Origin of the sequence: Ferrovibrio sp., assembly GCF_025869515.1 — a bacterium.
Classification (GTDB): domain Bacteria; phylum Pseudomonadota; class Alphaproteobacteria; order Ferrovibrionales; family Ferrovibrionaceae; genus Ferrovibrio.
In genome coordinates this window covers 23,362-39,888 of the sequence record NZ_JAOZVR010000104.1, presented here as the reverse complement: position 1 = coordinate 39,888, position 16,527 = coordinate 23,362, and the positions used below count along the sequence as shown (strand labels likewise).

The window sequence follows — 16,527 nt, the reverse complement described above, 5'->3', positions numbered from 1 at the left end:
GATCTCGACCAGCCGGTCGATCTCGTCACCGCGCCGGTGGTGATGTCGTAACTTTTATACAAGCGTCGTCCTCGGACCCAAGAAGAGCTTCTTGGCCGAGGACCTTTCGCAAATGGGCAAGAGGTCCTCGGGTCAAGCCCGAGGATGACGATTTTGGCCACTTAAAACGTCGCTATCCTGCAGCCACCGGCTTTCGTCAGAAAGCCGGCATTTTACAACTGGTCGGCAGCGCGGTGTCGGCGGCCTTCACCATGCCGGCCGTCTTCCAGCCCCAGCCGGTTTTTTCCTCGTCGTATTTCATCGTGCCGTCCAGCGGACCGAGCGAGGCGACATACAGGTCCTGCAGCAGCTGATGATCACTGGCGCGCATGCCGGCGGTCGCGCCATACATGGTCTTCGCCGTCGATTGCGCCAGCAGCGGCTGCAGCCTGCGCGGTTCGGCGCTGCCGCTTTTCACCACGGCATCGTTCAGCATGTCCATCAGCAGACGGATGCGCGGCACCACGAAATTGCCGCCGAACCGCGCGCGGTAGTCGTCTTCGATCCTGTCCTGCTGCGGCAGGTTGGCATGGCCTTCCAGCACGGCGAACACGCGATGCGCCAGGCCGGTCTGTCGCACGATGGTCGGGCTGCCGACGCCGCTGGCGTAATAGGTGTACCAGCCGGCCTGCAGGCCGGCATCGGCCGCCGCCTTCAGCAGCAGCGCCAGATCGTTGCCCCAGTTGCCGGTGATCACGCTGTCGGCACCGCTCGCCTTGATCTTGGTCACATAGGGTGTGAAGTCGTTGATCTTGGCCAGCGGATGCAGTTCGTCGCCGACGAATTCGATATCCGGCCGCTCGGCCCTGATGAAGTTCAGCGCGGTGGCGCGCACCGCCTGGCCGAAGGAATAATCCTGGTTGATCAGGTACACCTTCCTGATCTCCTTGCGCGCGCCGATGAATTTCGCCAGCGCCAGCATCTTCATGTCGGTATCGGCGTCGTAACGGAAATGCGCCGCGCTGCATTTGTCGTTGGTCAGCGCCGGATCGGCGGCGGCGTAGTTCAGATACAGCGCGGCCTGCTCCGGATTGCGCTCGTTATGCTTGGCGATGAAATCGGTCAGCGCGCCGGCGGCGGCCGACCCGTTGCCCTGCGCGATGATGCGGATGCCGGCATCCAGCGCCTTCTGCGCCTGCACGATGGTTTCCTGCGGGTTCAGCTTGTTGTCGTAGCCGGTGACCTCGAATTTCACCCGGTCGCTCGACAGCCGCTCGGCCATGAAGCGGAAATGGTTCAGGCCGTTCTGCGTCACGGCGGCCATCGGGCCCGACAGCGGATCGATGAAGGCGATGCGCACCAGCGTCTGCGGCTGCGCGAAGGTCGGCAGGGCGAGGAAAACAACAGCGAGGAAGGCGAGAATGCGCATGGAAACTCCGCGGGAAAACTGCGCCCCGAAAGGCAGCGCGGAGGGTAAGAAAAAGCCGCAGCCATGCAAGCCGTGGCGGCTGAAATAAAACGAATGTGTGCTGACAGTTATGTCAGCAACAGATCACAACTCATTTCTTCACCACGGCTGGTAGAACATGCTGGTTGAGGATTGAAGGGCCGACATAGGCTTGCAACCCGCGCCCATACAACCCGAAATTCAGCACTACCACGATATCGAATTCCGGAATGATGAAGACCCGCTGGCCGCCTTCACCGAAACCAGCCGCCCAGTCGACCTGCCTGCCATCGAGCAGCGAGCGGCCGAGCCACCACTGGTAGCCATAGAAGAACGGACTCTGCCCGTTGATCTGCGGCGCGATGCTGTCGGCGATCCACTTTTCCGACACGATCTGCCGGCCCTGCCACTTGCCCCCGTCGAGCACCAGCTGGCCGACTTTGGCCAGGTCACGCGGGCGCAGGCGCAGACCCGAGGCGATCACCGGGCGATTGTTCCAGACCGCCCATTCGAAATCGGTGATGCCGAGCGGATCGAACAGCAGGGTTTTCGACAGCATGGTGATATCCATGCCGCCCGAGACCTTGCGCAGGATTTCGGCCAGCACCACGGCCGAACCGCCGCTGTAATTGTAGTTGTCACCCGGCTCGCTCCGCCACATCGGCTGTTCCAGCACGTAACGCGCGGCATCGGCTGCGTTGTTCATGGCGGTTTCGCTGTTGCGCCGGTCGCTGTAAGGCAGGCTTTCATCCCAGGCCAGGCTGGACGACATGGTCAGCAGGTGGCGGATGGTGATGCGGTCTTTCGCTGGCGTGCGCAGGTCGGCATGCTCGGGGAAGAAAGCGAAGACAGATTGGTCGACCGAGAGCCAGCCGCGATCGACTGCGACGCCGGTCAGCAGCGATACCACGCTCTTGCTGATCGAGCGCACGTCATGCAGCCGTCCGGCATTGTGCTGGATCATGCCGATTGACCACTTGCCCCATTCCTGATCCTCGCCGGCGAAGTATTTCTCGTAGACCAGCTTGCCGTGGCGCAGTACCAGCACGGCATGGGCATTGGCTTCCTTCCAGCCCTCGAACCGCGCGCCGATATCGCAGAGCGGGGCGGCATCCATGCCCTGACTCTGCGGCGTGGCGATGTCCCAGCCGTCTTTCAGGTCGGCCGGCGGCGCGCAGTCCTGCGCAAGGGCTGCCGGGGCCGATAGCAGGGCGGCCAGAATGGCGAAGCGGGCGATCATGGCACTGAAGCCTAGCACGGAACGCTGGCCCGGCGAATGCGGCGGATATTTCCGCGATTGACTTCGTGTCCCATCGTATTATCTTCGCCGTCACCGGGCCTTCGACAACCGCCCGGTCAGCGACCCTCCGTCCAATTTCAGATCATGGGCCGCCAAGCGTTGTCTCGCTCCTCTCGGAGGTGAGACATGTCTTGTGGCGGTACCTGTTCCCCATCCCAACCGCAGATGCAGCGGCCCGACCTTGCGGCCGTGCCCTGGAATCTGCCGTCGCCATTCGGCTGGTTCGCCTGGCTCGTTTATCTGCAGGCGCGCTGGCGTATCCGCGCGGAATTGCAGACGCTGAACGATGCCCAGTTGCGCGATGTCGGGCTGACGCGTGCGCAGGTCGACATCGCGCTCGCCCGGCCGTTCTGGCAGCCCTGAAAGCATAACGGCCCCGGCTGCAGTGCAAGACGCGGCGCGATCAAATAAATGGATGTGCGCTGATAAACCCGGAAGAGATTCCGTCACCCTCGGGCTTGTCCCGAGGGTCCATCCTCTCTGTCGGCGCATCGGAACGGACAGATGGATGCTCGGGACAAGCCCGAGCATGACGATATTGATGTTGGAAAAACTCAAATGTGTCATGGCCGGGACACGCCCGGCCATGACGCATGGGATAATCACCGCGCGTTATAGGCCGCCAGCGCCGCCAGATTGACGATGTCGCTGACGCTGGCGCCCATCTGCGCGATCTGCACCGGCTTTTCCAGGCCGATCAGCAGCGGACCGATCACGGTGCCGCCGCCGAGGTCCTGCATCAGCTGCGTCGACAGCAGCGCCGAATGCAGGCCCGGCATGATCAGGACGTTCGCGGGACCCGACAGGCGGCAGAAGGGATACAGCTTCATCAGGTCTGGATTGAGCGCGACGCGGGCATTCAGCTCGCCGTCGTATTCGAAATCCACCTTGTGGCCGCCGGCATCCAGCGAGTCCAGTTCCATCACCGCATGGCGCACCACTTCCACCACGCCGCCCGGCGCGTTGCCGAAGTTGGAATGCGACAGCAGCGCGACGCGCGGCTCCTGACCCATCTGGCGCGCCGCCCTGGCGGCCTGGATGGCGATCTGGCACAGATCGCTGGCGCTCGGCGTCTCGGTCACCGTGGTGTCGGCGACGAACACCGTGCGGCCCTTGGCGACGATGATGCTGAGGCCCATCACGCGCTGGCCGCGCTGGGCGTCGATCGCCATGCGGATGCCGTCATAGCTCACCGAATAGGTGCGGGTCACGCCGGTGATCATCGCATCGGCATGGCCGTTGGCCACCATGCAGGCGCCGAACACGTTGCGGTCGAGATTGACGAAGCGCTGCACGTCGCGATGCAGCAGGCCGCGCCGCTGGTGCCGCCGGTAGAGGAAGTCGGCATATTCGGCATTATGCTCGCTGATGCGGGCATTGTGGATTTCGCAGCCGTCCAGGTTCGCCAGACCGATGGCCTTCATGGTCGCCTCGATCCGCTCGCTGCGGCCGATCAGCACCGGCGTGCCGTAGCCGGCGGCGCGGAATTCGAGCGCGGCGCGGATCACGGTTTCTTCCTCGCCCTCGGCGAAGACGACGCGTTTCGGATTCTGCACCACCTGGTCGAAGAATATCTGCAGCGAGCCGACGGTCGGGTTGAGGCGGGCGCGCAGCTTGGCGGCATAGGCGGCCCAGTCGGTGATCGGCTTGCGCGCGACGCCCGATTTCACCGCCGCCTTGGCCACCGCCAGCGGCACATCGACGATCAGGCGCGGATCGAAGGGCGAGGGGATGATATAGCCCGGGCCGTATTTCGGCCGGTCGCCCTTGTAGGCGGCGGCCACCTCGTCGGGCACATCCTGGCGCGCCAGCTTGGCGATGGCCTCGGCGGCGGCGATCTTCATCTCGTCGTTGATCGTCCGGGCGCGCACATCCAGCGCGCCGCGGAAGATATAGGGGAAGCCGAGCACGTTGTTGACCTGGTTCGGGTAATCCGAGCGCCCCGTGGCCATGATGACGTCGCCGCGCGTCGCCAGCGCATCCTCCGGGGTGATTTCCGGATCGGGATTGGCCATGGCGAAGACGATCGGATGCGCCGCCATCGAGCGCAGCATGTCAGACGTCACCGCGCCCTTGGCCGACAGGCCGAAGAACACGTCGGCGCCTTTCATGGCATCTTCCAGCGAGCGTGCCGCGGTCTTCACCGCATGGGCCGACTTCCACTGGTTCATGCCGTCGGTGCGGCCCTGGTAGACCACGCCCTTGGTGTCGCAGAGGATGACATTCTCATGCCGCATCCCCATCGCCTTCATCAGTTCGGTGCAGGCGATGCCGGCGGCACCGGCACCGTTCACCACCATTTTGGCATCCTTGATGTCGCGGCCGGTCAGATGCAGCGCGTTGATCATGCCGGCGGCGGCGATGATCGCCGTGCCGTGCTGGTCGTCATGGAAGATCGGAATGTCCATCAGCTCGCGCAGCCGCTGCTCGATCACGAAGCATTCCGGCGCCTTGATGTCTTCCAGATTGATGCCGCCGAAGCTGGGGCCGAGATAGCGCACCGCATTGACGAATTCGTCGACATTCTCGGTATCGACTTCCAGGTCGATGCAGTCGACATCGGCGAAGCGCTTGAACAGCACCGCCTTGCCTTCCATCACCGGCTTGCCGGCGAGCGCGCCGAGATTGCCCAGGCCCAGCACCGCGGTGCCGTTCGAGATCACCGCCACCATGTTGCCGCGCGAGGTGTAGTCGTAGGCGGTGTCCGGGTTCTTCTGGATTTCCAGGCAGGGGGCGGCGACGCCGGGGCTGTAGGCCAGGCTGAGATCGCGGGTGGTCGCCATCGGCTTGGTCGGCACCACTTCCAGCTTGCCGGGCTGGCCCATCTTGTGGAATTCGAGGGCATCGTCGTACAGGGACTGGCTTTTCGAGTCGCTCATTGTTCTCTGCGTTTCCGGTTTGCTACAGGCGTCTTGGCGCGGGCTTATCGCTCCCGTGCGGTATCATAAGGCCAACGCGTGAGGGGTTAAAAGAGCCGCCGCCTGTGGTATGTCTGCGGCCTGCATTATTTCGCATCGAGTCTCCCCGCGACCGCCGACGGCATGAACAAACCCGAACTGACGCTTCCCCCCGGCACCTCCCCCCTGATGGCCCAATATTTGACCATCAAGGCGGCATACCCCGACTGCCTGCTGTTCTATCGCATGGGCGATTTCTACGAACTGTTCTTCGACGACGCCGCCCGGGCGGCGCGGGCGCTGGATATCGCGCTGACCAGGCGCGGCGAACATGATGGCGAGCCGATCCCGATGTGCGGCGTGCCGGTTCACGCGGCGGAAGCCTATCTCTCCCGTCTGATACGCCAGGGTTTCAGGGTCGCGGTCTGCGAGCAGGTCGAGGATCCCGCAGAAGCGAAGAAGCGCGGCGCCAAATCGGTGGTCAAACGCGACGTCGTGCGCGTGGTGACACCGGGAACGATCACCGAAGACAGCCTGCTGGATGCGCGACGCAACAATTATCTTGCTGCACTTGCTCAGTCTGGCGGCAGCGACGGCGCACTGGCGCTCGCCTGGCTCGACTTGTCGACCGGCGAATTCGGCCTGACGGAAACAACCTCGGCAGGCCTGGCCGCCGATCTGGCCCGGGTGTCGCCCCGCGAACTGGTGCTGCCTGAAGGCCTGCTGGCGCGGGTGGAGTTGCGGGCGGTGCTCGAACAGAGCGAGGCGGCGCTGTCGCCGCTGCCGTCGGCGCGCTTCGACAGCCAGGCCGGCGAACGCCGCCTGAAAACCGCGCTCGGCGTTGCGGCGCTGGATGCCTATGGCAGCTTCAGCCGTGCCGAATTCTGCGCCGCAGGCGCGCTGCTCGATTACGTCGACCTCACCCAGTGCGGCAAGTTGCCGCGCCTCGATCCGCCGGTGAAGCAGCCGCCGCGCAGCGTGATGGCAATCGATCCGGCGACGCGGCGCAATCTCGAACTGGTCGAGACCACAGCGGGCCAGCGCGACGGCGCCCTGCTCGACTGCATCGATGCGACGCTGACCGGCGCCGGTGCGCGCCTTCTGGCGCAGCGGCTGCAGGCGCCGCTCACCGATCCGCCGGCGATCGCCGCGCGCCACGATGCCGTCGGCTGTCTCGTCGACACGACGCGGCTGCGCGACGATATCCGCGCCGCGCTCTCCAAAGTTCCAGATCTTGCCCGCGCGCTGTCGCGCCTGTCGCTGGGCCGTGGCGGCCCGCGCGATCTGTCCTCCATGCGCGATGGCCTCAGTCAGGCCGGCGATCTGCGCCAGCGACTGGCGCAGGAAGCCGCGCTGCCGCCGGAACTTGCCAGCTTACGCGAGGCGCTCGGCGATCATGCGGCGCTGGTGCAGATCTTGAGCGAGGCGCTGGCCGACGAACTGCCGCTGCTGCAGCGCGACGGCGGTTTCGTGCGGCCGGGCCATCATGCGCCGCTGGATGAGCTGCGAGTCTTGCGCGACGAAAGCCGCCGCCATATCGCCGGCCTTCAGGACAAATATGCGACCGAGACCGGCATCAGCGGCCTGAAGATCCGCCACAACAACGTGCTGGGCTATTATATCGAGATCACGCCCGCGCATGCGGCGAAAATGGGCCAGCAGTATATCCATCGCCAGACCATGGCCAATGCCATGCGCTATGCCACGCCGGAACTGGGCGAGCTGGAAAGCAAGATCAGCCAGGCCGGCGACCGCGCGCTCGCCATGGAGCTGGAGATTTTCGACCGCCTGGTCAGCGCCGTGCTGGCCGAAGCCAATGCGATCACGCGTGCCGCCAATGCGCTGGCCGCGCTCGATGTCGCGGCCGCGCTGGCGCAGCTTGCCATGCAGCGCCGCTGGGTGCGGCCGCAGGTGAACGACAGCCTGGATTTCCGCATCGCCGGCGGGCGCCATCCGGTGGTGGAAGCCGCGCTGGAACGCGCCGGCCAGGGCGAGCGCTTCGTCGCCAACGACTGCGACCTCTCCGAGGGCCGCAAACTCTGGCTGCTCACCGGCCCGAACATGGCCGGCAAATCCACCTTCCTGCGCCAGAATGCGCTGATCGCGATTCTGGCACAGATGGGCAGCTTCGTGCCGGCGATGAAAGCCGAACTCGGCGTCGTCGACCGGCTGTTCAGCCGCGTCGGCGCCGCCGATGATCTGGCGCGCGGCCGCAGCACGTTCATGGTCGAGATGGTGGAAACCGCGGCGATCCTGCACCAGTCCGGCCCGCGCGCGCTGGTGATCCTGGATGAGATCGGCCGCGGCACCGCCACCTTCGACGGCCTCTCCATCGCCTGGGCGGTGGTGGAATACCTGCACGAGAAAAACCGCTGCCGCGGCCTGTTCGCCACGCATTACCACGAACTCACGGCACTGGCGGAAAAGCTGCCGCAGCTTTCCAATCATACGCTGAAGGTGAAGGAGTGGGAGGGCGAGCTGGTCTTCCTGCACGAAGTCGGTCCGGGTGCGGCGGATCGCAGCTACGGCATCCAGGTGGCGAAACTGGCCGGCCTGCCCGACGGCGTGCTGCAGCGCGCTTCCGAAGTGCTGCATGCGCTGGAACAATCCGATCAGACCGGCCGGTCCGCCAAGCTGGTCGACGACCTGCCGCTGTTCTCGCTCAGCCAGCCAGTCAAAGCGTCTGCCGCCGCGCTGCCCTCTGCCGTCGAAGGCGCGCTGCAAAAAGCCGATATCGATGCGCTGTCGCCGAAGCAGGCGCTCGACCTGCTGTACCAGCTCAAGGCGCTGCTCAAGTAAGGCGTGGATCCCCGGGACAAGCCCGGGGATGACGCTTTACTTTTGTCATGGCCGGGCTTGTCCCGGCCATCCACGAGTTGCTTTGCACCGGTTGCAGGCAAACGGTAAACTGGTGTCATGAATGTGCGCGCCGCCCGCCTGTTTCTGGCACCAGCCTGTTTTGCTGCGGCAATTCTGTTGTCCTTCGCCGCTACGGCCCAGACAACCGCCCCCATCACGACCGCGCGTGTACTGATCAACGACGCGCCGCCCTATCGCATCGTCGGTTCGGCCAACGGGGCGCCGTATTACACCGGCATCTATGTCGACATCCTGCGCCAGGTCGCCGCCGAAACCGGGCTGCAGCTCGAGTTCGACGAACTGCCGTTTGCGCGCGCCTTCCGCGTCATGCAGGAGGGCGAGGCGGATATCATGCTGGGGCCGAACCGCTCGCCCGAACGCGAGGCCTATCTGCACTATCTCGAACCGCCGCTGCCGCAGGAGCCGAAAGTCTTCCTGCAGATCCGCTCCGCGATCCCGATCCGCAGCTACGAGGATCTGCGGGATCGCCGCATCGCCGTGCTGCGCGGCGCCACCTATTTCGACCGTTTCGATGCCGACGAGGCGCTGACCCGCATTGCGGTCGACGATTACACCGCCGCCCTGCGGCTCACCGTGGTCGGCCGCGCCGATACCGCGATCATGCCGGAGCTGCAGGCGCTGTGGCTGCTGCGCCAGACCGGCTTCCAGTTGTTCCCGGCGCCCTATCATGTGCCCGGCCGCGATTCCTATATCGTGCTGGCGCGCAGCTCGCCGCTGGTCGCCGAGGCGCCGCGGCTGGAAGCCGCGCTGCGCCGCCTGGTTGACAGCGGCGCGGTGCGGCGCATCCTGCAGCGTTACGAATAGGCCGGCATCCTAACCGGGCCGTTCATCCACCAGTGTCTTCAGCGCCTGCCACGGCGCGATATCCCAGAAGCTGCCGGCGCGGCCCGATGGCGAGGGCAGCACGAACAGCCGCGTGTCGCCCACCGTCTGTGCCTGCAATCCATAGGCCGGCGGCATCTTCAGGCCGAAGCGGTGGCGCAGGAAAACCTGCGCCGGACGTTTGGCCGTGAAGGCGAGGATGTGCGGCCGGTAGCGCATGATCTTGTCCGCCAGCGCGGCGGGATCGTCATGCGCGGGCGACAGCTCGGTATCGTTGCCGGACTGCGTCTTGTTCAGGTCGGTCAGTCCGATGCGCAGGTCCAGCAGCAGCGGATACTCCGCCGGCGCGAAGCGGCGCGGCGTCAGGCCGACGGCATGCAGGGTCGGCCAGAATTTGTTGCCCGGTTTGGCATAGAAGGCGCGCGCCTTTGCCGAGGCCGTCCCCAGCGCCGAGCCGCAGAAGACCAGCTTCAGGCCCGGCGCCAGCAGGTCGGGAATGATATGCGGCGTGTCGTCCATGGTATCGTGCAACCGGTTTATCGCGGCGAATCCCGTAAAACATCGCCCGCCGACATTGGCCCGGGATATTCGCCTTGTATTCGCCGCATTTAAAGTCTAGGGTCCGCGCCATCGACATTTTGGCCGGACCTTCTGGCTGTCCGCCTCGGCTTTGCTAGGCGCATCATTCCGACTCTCTCTCCAAAACATCGAAAGCCATATGGGGGCCACGGCATCGTTGTGGCTTGTGCATCTGGCTCATCTCTACGGACTCAAGGAATATCCCATGCAGACTGGTATCGTGAAATTCTACAACTCCACCAAGGGCTTCGGTTTCATTCAGCCGGAAGACGGTGGCAAGGACGTGTTCGTGCACGCCACCGCCCTGGAACGCGCTGGCATGAGCATGCTGTCGGAAGGCCAGAAGGTCTCCTTCGACACCGAGCAGGACAGCCGCTCCGGCAAGGTTGCCGTGCGCACGCTTCAGGCCGCCTGATCTGACGCCTGCCTGATCGAGCCCATCGCTTGATCGAACAGACGAAAGAAGACCCGGGCCCAGACCTGGACCCAGACCCGGGCGCGGTAGCCTTCGATTGCCAGAGTTGCGGGGCCTGTTGTGCGTATTCGCGCGACTGGCCCCGTTTCTCGCTCGAAGACGATGCCGCGCTCGCGCGCATCCCGGCCCGCTACGTCGATGACGCGGCGGGCCGGATGCGCTGCGAGGGCGACCGCTGCGCGGCGCTCGGCGGCAAGCTGGGCGAACGGGTTGCCTGCAGCATCTACGCCGTGCGGCCCATCGTGTGCCGCGACTGCCAGCCCGGCGACGAGGAATGCCTCATCGCCCGCGCCTATCACGGCTTTCCGATTTAGGGCGAGAAAAAAACCGTCATCTTCGGGTTTGTCCCGAGGATCCATTTGCCCCATCCCGCCTGCGACAGCCACGGGATGGACCCTCGACACAAGGTCGAGGGTGACGATCTTTTTTCAGGACGTATCGCGCTAGTTCTACGCGCCAGCATCGGCAGGCCGTCGCGCTTTGCGCGCATGCAAATGTATGGCGGCGCAAGCCGTAAGGCGCAGCTGCCTGGTTCACGACACTGCCGGCGATTTTCCGCTCGCGGGCGGCGCGACGGTTCTGCTACGACTCCCGGGCAGGTCCATGCGGGGAAATCATGTCGACCATATCCGATGAAACCGTGCCGCCGGCAGCGATGCCGGAGCGGATATCCGATGCCGGTGTCGCCGCGGTCGATGCCGCCGCCGGCAGGATGCGGAAGACCGGATTGCGGCTGCTGGTCCAGGCGATTCTCTGGTGCCTGGGCGCGGTCTTCTTTGCCGGCATCATCGGCTTTGCAGCCGGGTTCAGCCTGAGCGTCACCGGGATCAAGCTCGGGCTGACCCCGGGCGATCTCAACACCATCTATTATATCTGCGGGCTCGTCGGGGCCGGCGGCACCCTGCTTTATGCGGCGCGCCGCAATGGACGTATCGCAGGCGGTGGCGATCTGCGGCGCGGACTAGGCGATGGCCCGATGCGGCGGGTCTGGCCGGTGGTCCTGCTGGCGGTCGGCGTCGCGATCTATGGCAGTCTGGTGTCTTATGCCGTCTTCAGGCAACCGGCGATGCTGCGCGGCGTGGCGGAGACCGGATGGCTGCTGAACATCCTGCTGGTCGCCCTTGCCATCCTGCTGGCGCCGCTGGCGGAGGAGCTGTTCTTCCGTGGCTGGCTGTGGACCGCCCTCAGGCAGCATTGGGCCGCGCCGCTTGTGGCGCTGGCGACAAGCCTGCTCTGGCTTGGCCTGCATCTTCCCGATGGCGTCGGCCGCACGCTGGCGCTGATCCCGGTGGCTGTCTGCATTGCCCTGGCCCGGCATTTTGCCGGCACGGTCGGTGCGGCCCTGGCCGTGCATATCGTCTACAACATTTTCTCCGTCGGCATGCCGTTCCTGCTGCTGGCGGCGCGCTGACGCAGCCTCACAAACTCTTGCCGTCGTATTTCACCGGCTCCAGGGCTTCCAGATCGAAGCCGTCGAGGCAGCGCACGTTGATCGCCGCCATCTTCGCCCCGTTCGGCGCCGTGCCGGTGGCGAAGGATTCCACGCCGCAGGTTTTGCAGAACAGGTGATGGATGTTCATGGTGTTGAACTGGTAATCCGTCACCGCATCCTTGCCGCGCTGCAGCTTGAAATCGTCGGCCGGCACGAAGGCCAGCAGCGAGCCTTTCTTCGAACAGATCGAGCAGTTGCAGGAAATCACCGGCGGGTTGAGGTCGGTCAGCACGGAATAGCGCACCGCGCCGCAATGACAGCCGCCCTGGTAGGTCCGCTTCTCGCTCATCTGATATGCATCCTGTTGCTGATTAACTTAACCGATAGGTTATATAAAGAAGGCCGCCGGCCGCCGCAACCATTTGGCTTGCCGTGCCACTGTCGCGTACTATTTATGTTCTTGTAAGGCAAGGCATGGATCGTGCGGAATAATATCGTATTCATATTTGCGGATCTGACCTGGCACCGAATGGGACGCTTTCGGTACCGAATGGGACTCATTCAGCATCAAACGGGACTCATTCAGCATCGAACGGGATGCTGTCAGCACCGCACGGAGCCTGGCCGGCTGCAGACCCGCCGGCGGCGGTTCGGGACGTATGCGGAGCAAAATCCGCCTGCCGGTGTGCCTCCCATCGGCGCGGCAGAGTGGTCTAGGCTGGCCGCATGCCGTCGTCGTCACCGTGAAAGTCGCCCGTCATGAGTCTCGCCGCCCTGATCCCCGAAACGCCCACCTTCGTCACCCATCTGGACTGCGGCATGACCGGCGAGCGGCTGCCGGCCGATACCCTGCACAATCTCTCGCCGCAGGGCTTTCCCCTGCTGGTGCGCTACGACCTCGCCGGGGTGAAGGCGGCGCTGACCAAAGACAAGATCGCATCGCGCGCGCCGAACTGGTGGCGTTATCGCGAACTGCTGCCGGTGCGCAAAACCGAAAACATCGTCTCGCTCGGCGAGGTGATGACGCCGATCTTCACCCTGCCGCGCCTGGCGCAACAGCTGGGTGTCAGCGGCGACATCATCGTCAAGGATGAAGGCCGCCTGCCGACCGGATCGTTCAAGGCGCGCGGCCTGGCGCTCGCCGTCTGCATGGCGAAAGAACTCGGCGTGAAGAAGATGGCGATGCCGACCAACGGCAATGCCGGCGCGGCATTGGCCGCCTATGCCAGCCGCGCCGGCATCGAGAGCGTGGTGTTCTGCCCCGACGACACGCCGCAGGTCAACATGAACGAGATCGCGCTGCAGGGCGCGCGGCTCTACAAGGTCAACGGCCTGATCAACGACTGCGGCAAACTCGTCGGCGCCGGCAAGGCGGCGGCCGGCTGGTTCGATACCTCGACGCTGAAGGAGCCCTATCGCATCGAGGGCAAGAAGACCATGGGGCTGGAACTGGCCGAACAGCTTGGCTGGGAACTGCCCGATGCGATCTTCTATCCCACCGGCGGCGGCACCGGCCTGATCGGCATGTGGAAGGCCTTCGAGGAACTGGAAGCCATCGGCTTCATCGGGTCGAAACGCCCGAAGATGATCGCGGTGCAGGCGGCCGGCTGTGCCCCCATCGTGCGCGCCTTCGAGGGCAACGAGCGCCATGCGAAACTCTGGGAGAATGCCCATACGGTGGCCGCCGGCATCCGCGTGCCCGCCGCCATCGGCGATTTCCTCATCCTCGATGCCGTGCGCAATTCCAGCGGCTTCGCCATGGCCGTCGAAGATGCCGCGATCACCGCGGCGCTGAACGAGGTGGCGAAGGAAGAAGGTTTCCTGATGTGCCCCGAGGGCGCCGCCACCTATGCCGCCTGGAAACAGGCGCTGGCGGCCGGCCGGGTGAAGAAAACCGACCGCGTGGTACTGTGGAACTGCGCCGCCGGGCTGAAATACCCGATGCCCGATGGCGGCCGGTCACTCGATCGTCACGCGCCGATCGACTACGCGACACTGTAGGGTGGCCTCCGCGACAGCATGACCTTCACCAGCAGCGGCGGAAATTTCAGTCTTCTGGTTGCCGAGGAGCAGCTCGAAACCCTGCGGCTGAACCGGCTGTACCGCGACTGGCGCCAGGTGGTGAGCGGCGGTGCGTTGCCGGATGCGGCCTTCAACGACCCGCAGCGTCTGGCCTATCTCGACGGCATGCTGGTGATCGTCGATGTCGAAACGCCCGCGGCCGAACTGCGGCGCTACCGCTATCGCAGCGTCGGCCGGCATTTCATCGATCACCTGAAGGTCGACCCGGCCGGCACCTATATGGACCAGCATCCGGAATCGGATTTCGCCGCGCAGGCGATCCGCGCCTGCGATCTGGTGGTGCAGACACGGCGGCCGATCCATGCCCGCATCGACCGCGACATCGAGGGGCGCCGTTTCATGGTGGAGTTCCTGCTGCTGCCGCTGGCCGGGCACGGCGCTGGCGATGACCATGACCATGGAGGCGGCGACGAGGTTGCCACCGTGCTGATCGCCCAGATCTTCACCCCGGCCGGGGCCTAGGCCGTCTCGCGGAAGAAATGAATCAGGTCGAGCGCCGGCGGACTGACGCCGGCATGGGACAAAAGGCCATGCGCCTGGCCGCGATGATGGGTCTGGTGATTGAAGAAATGCATCAGCGGCACCAGCAAAGGATCGGTGAAAGCTTCGCCGCGCGTGTTGGAGTAGCTGAGGGTGGTCTTCAGCCGGCTGTCGTCCAGCGTGTCGCAATAGGCGATGATCTCGGCATCCTTCGCGTCACGCGCGGCGCGTAAGCCTGCGAAATCCGCGTGCAGGATCTGGTCCAGCGCCGTGATATGCGCCGCCAGCCGGCCGGTGAAGCGGCCGAGCCAGATGCTGTCGCCGACCAGGATATGGTTCAGCGTGGCATGGATCGAACCGAAGAAGCTCGGCCGCGCCGCGTGGTATTCGGCCGGCGCCAGCGTGGCGCAGGCGTCGTACAGCCGGGTATTGGCCCAGCGGTTGTAGCGGGCGAAGCGGTGGATGTGCTGCAGCAGGAGATCGTCGGGCATGGCCGCAGTCTAGGCCCGCTGCGGGGCGGCAGTGAAGCGCGGAATTGTCCCGCTGCAATTGCGGGAAATTCAAGCCGGCTGCAGAATGTGCCCGACGCGGACCAGGGTGCCGTCCGGATCGGTGAAGTAAAATTCCCGCAGTCCCCATGGGCGATCCTGGATGATGCTGAAGCGCGGCAGGTCGAGCGGCTGCCATGTCCGGTGCAGCACATCGGCATCCTCGGTGCGCAGATAGCAGGCTGTCGTGCTGGTGGCGGGATCGAGCAGGATCGGCGCATCGCCGCCGCCGCCGGCGAAGTGCAGCTCGAATTCCGCATGCAGGGCGACAAGGTAGTCGGGATAGCGGCGTTGCCGGTCGAAGCCGAGCCGGCGATAGAAGGCCGCCGTGCGATCGAGGTTGCGGGATGGCAGGATCGGAATCGCCGGCATGGTTCCTCCAAAGAAAACGGCCCGCCGGGAGGGCAGGCCGCTGGTATTCAAGGCGCGATGCGGCCGATTACCACTCGGTCAGGAACACATCCATCTTGGCTTTTTCCAGCGCGGCGGCGCGGGTCTTCTGCCACGCCTTCATGGCGGCGGCATCATCGGCATGGCTGCCTTTGCCATGCGCGGCCCAGGCTTCGGCCAGCACCTTCTGGCGCTCGATCAGGGCGGCGTTGCTCTTGTCGTATTCCGGCTTCCAGACCTTGATCTCCTTGAAGTACTTCACGGCGCCTTCATGCACCGGCACCACCCAGTCGAAGACCTGGCGCTTGATGTCCCAGCCGCCATTGCCCGGTGCGGCGGCCTTGTACTCGTCGAACAGCTCCACCATCGCCTTGGTCATGGCATAGACCTGGCCGGCATCGACGGTGTCGTAGGTCATCAGCACCGGATAGGGATAGGTGGCGGCTTCCACCTTCTTGTCGGCGCTCATCTCGGCGCCCTCGGCGCCCATGAAGGGCACGAAGAACGGCGCCTTGGCCTTCAGGCGTGCCCAGCCGGCCTTGTCGCCATGCGGCACGGTCGGATAGGCGACGCCGCGCGGGCTGGAGGCGAGCTGGTAGACCGGGCCGGAGATGGTCGAGGAGAAAGCCGCGTCGACCTGGCCGTTGATGATGCCCTGCATGGCCTGGCCGAAGCCGCCGAACTCGACCTTCTGAACGTCGTTCCAGGTCAGGTTGGCATAGGCCAGCAGCGCGGTGATGTTCTGGTTCAGCGACGGCGCGCCGATCACCCAGGCCACGCGCTTGCCCTTGAGGTCGGCCATGGTCTTCACGCCGGTATCCTTGGCGGCGACGATGGTGAGCAGGGCGTCGGAATTGTTCAGCAGCAGGGTGCGGACCTTCTGCGGACCCCATTCCTTGGCGCCGAATTCATACACGCCTTCCTGCGCCATGTAGGTGCCGCCGACGCCATTGGCGGAGAAGGGCACCTTGCCTTCGCGCAGCGGCACGGTGCGCGACACATCGTTCTTGCCGGGCAGCACGCGCAGCGTGACATTCATCTTGTTCTTGAGCGCATTGCCGACCGCAACCGCCTGGTTGTAGCCGCCGGAGCCGACGTCATAGGCGGTCCAGGTCAGCTGGTCGGGCAGCTTCTGCGCGAAGGCAGCGCCGGAGAGTGCCAACCCGGCAACAGCACCGAGCAGGGCATAAGTGTAGTGACGCATTGTAGTCCTCCC

Annotated in this window: 16 protein-coding genes; 8 read left to right on the top strand and 8 right to left on the bottom strand. The window is 64.9% G+C overall.

Going from position 1 to position 16,527, the window contains the following annotated elements; genetic code table 11:
* Positions 1–196: 196 nt before the first annotated feature.
* Positions 197–1,408, bottom strand: coding sequence for an ABC transporter substrate-binding protein (locus tag OJJ21_RS18325; RefSeq protein WP_297688493.1), 1,212 nt, complete (start codon positions 1,406–1,408; stop codon positions 197–199).
* Between the two features lie 130 nt (positions 1,409–1,538).
* Positions 1,539–2,666, bottom strand: a complete 1,128-nt coding sequence (locus tag OJJ21_RS18320) for a serine hydrolase (protein ID WP_297688491.1) — start codon at positions 2,664–2,666, stop codon at positions 1,539–1,541.
* 225 nt (positions 2,667–2,891) lie between these two features.
* On the opposite strand from OJJ21_RS18320, the gene OJJ21_RS18315 reads away from it, so the two are divergent.
* Complete coding sequence (locus OJJ21_RS18315) at positions 2,892–3,089, top strand: DUF1127 domain-containing protein (RefSeq protein WP_297688489.1); 198 nt, start codon at positions 2,892–2,894, stop codon at positions 3,087–3,089.
* Between the two features lie 239 nt (positions 3,090–3,328).
* Here OJJ21_RS18315 and OJJ21_RS18310 read toward each other — a convergent pair whose 3' ends face one another.
* Entirely contained in the window at positions 3,329–5,605 is a 2,277-nt protein-coding gene (locus OJJ21_RS18310) for an NADP-dependent malic enzyme (RefSeq protein WP_297688487.1), read from the bottom strand.
* Positions 5,606–5,767: 162 nt separating this feature from the next.
* On the opposite strand from OJJ21_RS18310, the gene mutS reads away from it, so the two are divergent.
* Positions 5,768–8,422, top strand: a complete 2,655-nt coding sequence (gene mutS, locus OJJ21_RS18305; RefSeq protein ID WP_297688485.1) for a DNA mismatch repair protein MutS — start codon at positions 5,768–5,770, stop codon at positions 8,420–8,422.
* A 117-nt stretch (positions 8,423–8,539) separates the two neighbouring features.
* Entirely contained in the window at positions 8,540–9,307 is a 768-nt protein-coding gene (locus OJJ21_RS18300) for a transporter substrate-binding domain-containing protein (protein WP_297688484.1), read from the top strand.
* A gap of 9 nt (positions 9,308–9,316) precedes the next feature.
* Here OJJ21_RS18300 and OJJ21_RS18295 read toward each other — a convergent pair whose 3' ends face one another.
* A complete protein-coding gene (locus OJJ21_RS18295; RefSeq protein WP_297688482.1) occupies positions 9,317–9,844 on the bottom strand; it encodes a mismatch-specific DNA-glycosylase in 528 nt (175 codons plus the stop codon).
* 265 nt (positions 9,845–10,109) lie between these two features.
* On the opposite strand from OJJ21_RS18295, the gene OJJ21_RS18290 reads away from it, so the two are divergent.
* From OJJ21_RS18290 to OJJ21_RS18280, 3 genes are all read left to right on the top strand, one after another.
* Complete coding sequence (locus tag OJJ21_RS18290; RefSeq protein ID WP_297688480.1) at positions 10,110–10,319, top strand: cold-shock protein; 210 nt, start codon at positions 10,110–10,112, stop codon at positions 10,317–10,319.
* A gap of 29 nt (positions 10,320–10,348) precedes the next feature.
* Positions 10,349–10,693, top strand: coding sequence for a YkgJ family cysteine cluster protein (locus tag OJJ21_RS18285; RefSeq protein ID WP_297688478.1), 345 nt, complete (start codon positions 10,349–10,351; stop codon positions 10,691–10,693).
* A gap of 302 nt (positions 10,694–10,995) precedes the next feature.
* Positions 10,996–11,790: a CPBP family intramembrane glutamic endopeptidase gene (locus OJJ21_RS18280; RefSeq protein WP_297688476.1), complete on the top strand. Its 795-nt coding sequence runs from the start codon at positions 10,996–10,998 to the stop codon at positions 11,788–11,790.
* Between the two features lie 7 nt (positions 11,791–11,797).
* Here OJJ21_RS18280 and OJJ21_RS18275 read toward each other — a convergent pair whose 3' ends face one another.
* Positions 11,798–12,160, bottom strand: a complete 363-nt coding sequence (locus OJJ21_RS18275; protein ID WP_297688474.1) for a GFA family protein — start codon at positions 12,158–12,160, stop codon at positions 11,798–11,800.
* Positions 12,161–12,570: 410 nt separating this feature from the next.
* Here OJJ21_RS18275 and OJJ21_RS18270 point away from each other — a divergent pair, with 410 nt between their 5' ends.
* A complete protein-coding gene (locus OJJ21_RS18270) occupies positions 12,571–13,812 on the top strand; it encodes a threonine synthase (protein ID WP_297688472.1) in 1,242 nt (413 codons plus the stop codon).
* An 18-nt stretch (positions 13,813–13,830) separates the two neighbouring features.
* Positions 13,831–14,355, top strand: a complete 525-nt coding sequence (locus OJJ21_RS18265; protein WP_297688470.1) for a hypothetical protein — start codon at positions 13,831–13,833, stop codon at positions 14,353–14,355.
* Here OJJ21_RS18265 and OJJ21_RS18260 read toward each other — a convergent pair.
* The 3 genes from OJJ21_RS18260 to OJJ21_RS18250 all read right to left on the bottom strand — a co-directional run bounded on the left by OJJ21_RS18260 (position 14,352) and on the right by OJJ21_RS18250 (position 16,515).
* On the bottom strand, positions 14,352–14,864 hold the full coding sequence (locus tag OJJ21_RS18260; RefSeq protein ID WP_297688468.1) for a DinB family protein: 513 nt from the start codon (positions 14,862–14,864) through the stop codon (positions 14,352–14,354). The two genes, OJJ21_RS18265 and OJJ21_RS18260, sit on opposite strands and share 4 nt — an antisense overlap.
* A 69-nt stretch (positions 14,865–14,933) precedes the next feature.
* On the bottom strand, positions 14,934–15,293 hold the full coding sequence (locus tag OJJ21_RS18255) for a VOC family protein (protein WP_297688466.1): 360 nt from the start codon (positions 15,291–15,293) through the stop codon (positions 14,934–14,936).
* Between the two features lie 67 nt (positions 15,294–15,360).
* On the bottom strand, positions 15,361–16,515 hold the full coding sequence (locus tag OJJ21_RS18250; RefSeq protein ID WP_297688464.1) for a TAXI family TRAP transporter solute-binding subunit: 1,155 nt from the start codon (positions 16,513–16,515) through the stop codon (positions 15,361–15,363).
* Positions 16,516–16,527: the final 12 nt, after the last annotated feature.

Excerpts from the sequence above, each read along its gene's own strand:
- OJJ21_RS18315 (WP_297688489.1), top strand. The coding sequence starts at position 2,892 with ATGCAGCGGCCCGACCTTGCGGCCGTGCCCTGGAATCTGCCGTCGCCA.
- OJJ21_RS18295 (WP_297688482.1), bottom strand. The coding sequence starts at position 9,844 with ATGGACGACACGCCGCATATCATTCCCGACCTGCTGGCGCCGGGCCTG.
- OJJ21_RS18310 (WP_297688487.1), bottom strand. The coding sequence starts at position 5,605 with ATGAGCGACTCGAAAAGCCAGTCCCTGTACGACGATGCCCTCGAATTC.
- OJJ21_RS18260 (WP_297688468.1), bottom strand. The coding sequence starts at position 14,864 with ATGCCCGACGATCTCCTGCTGCAGCACATCCACCGCTTCGCCCGCTAC.
- OJJ21_RS18290 (WP_297688480.1), top strand. The coding sequence starts at position 10,110 with ATGCAGACTGGTATCGTGAAATTCTACAACTCCACCAAGGGCTTCGGT.
- OJJ21_RS18255 (WP_297688466.1), bottom strand. The coding sequence starts at position 15,293 with ATGCCGGCGATTCCGATCCTGCCATCCCGCAACCTCGATCGCACGGCG.
- OJJ21_RS18280 (WP_297688476.1), top strand. The coding sequence starts at position 10,996 with ATGTCGACCATATCCGATGAAACCGTGCCGCCGGCAGCGATGCCGGAG.
- OJJ21_RS18320 (WP_297688491.1), bottom strand. The coding sequence starts at position 2,666 with ATGATCGCCCGCTTCGCCATTCTGGCCGCCCTGCTATCGGCCCCGGCA.
- OJJ21_RS18325 (WP_297688493.1), bottom strand. The coding sequence starts at position 1,408 with ATGCGCATTCTCGCCTTCCTCGCTGTTGTTTTCCTCGCCCTGCCGACC.
- OJJ21_RS18265 (WP_297688470.1), top strand. The coding sequence starts at position 13,831 with ATGACCTTCACCAGCAGCGGCGGAAATTTCAGTCTTCTGGTTGCCGAG.
- OJJ21_RS18250 (WP_297688464.1), bottom strand. The coding sequence starts at position 16,515 with ATGCGTCACTACACTTATGCCCTGCTCGGTGCTGTTGCCGGGTTGGCA.
- OJJ21_RS18275 (WP_297688474.1), bottom strand. The coding sequence starts at position 12,160 with ATGAGCGAGAAGCGGACCTACCAGGGCGGCTGTCATTGCGGCGCGGTG.
- OJJ21_RS18300 (WP_297688484.1), top strand. The coding sequence starts at position 8,540 with ATGAATGTGCGCGCCGCCCGCCTGTTTCTGGCACCAGCCTGTTTTGCT.
- OJJ21_RS18270 (WP_297688472.1), top strand. The coding sequence starts at position 12,571 with ATGAGTCTCGCCGCCCTGATCCCCGAAACGCCCACCTTCGTCACCCAT.
- mutS (WP_297688485.1), top strand. The coding sequence starts at position 5,768 with ATGAACAAACCCGAACTGACGCTTCCCCCCGGCACCTCCCCCCTGATG.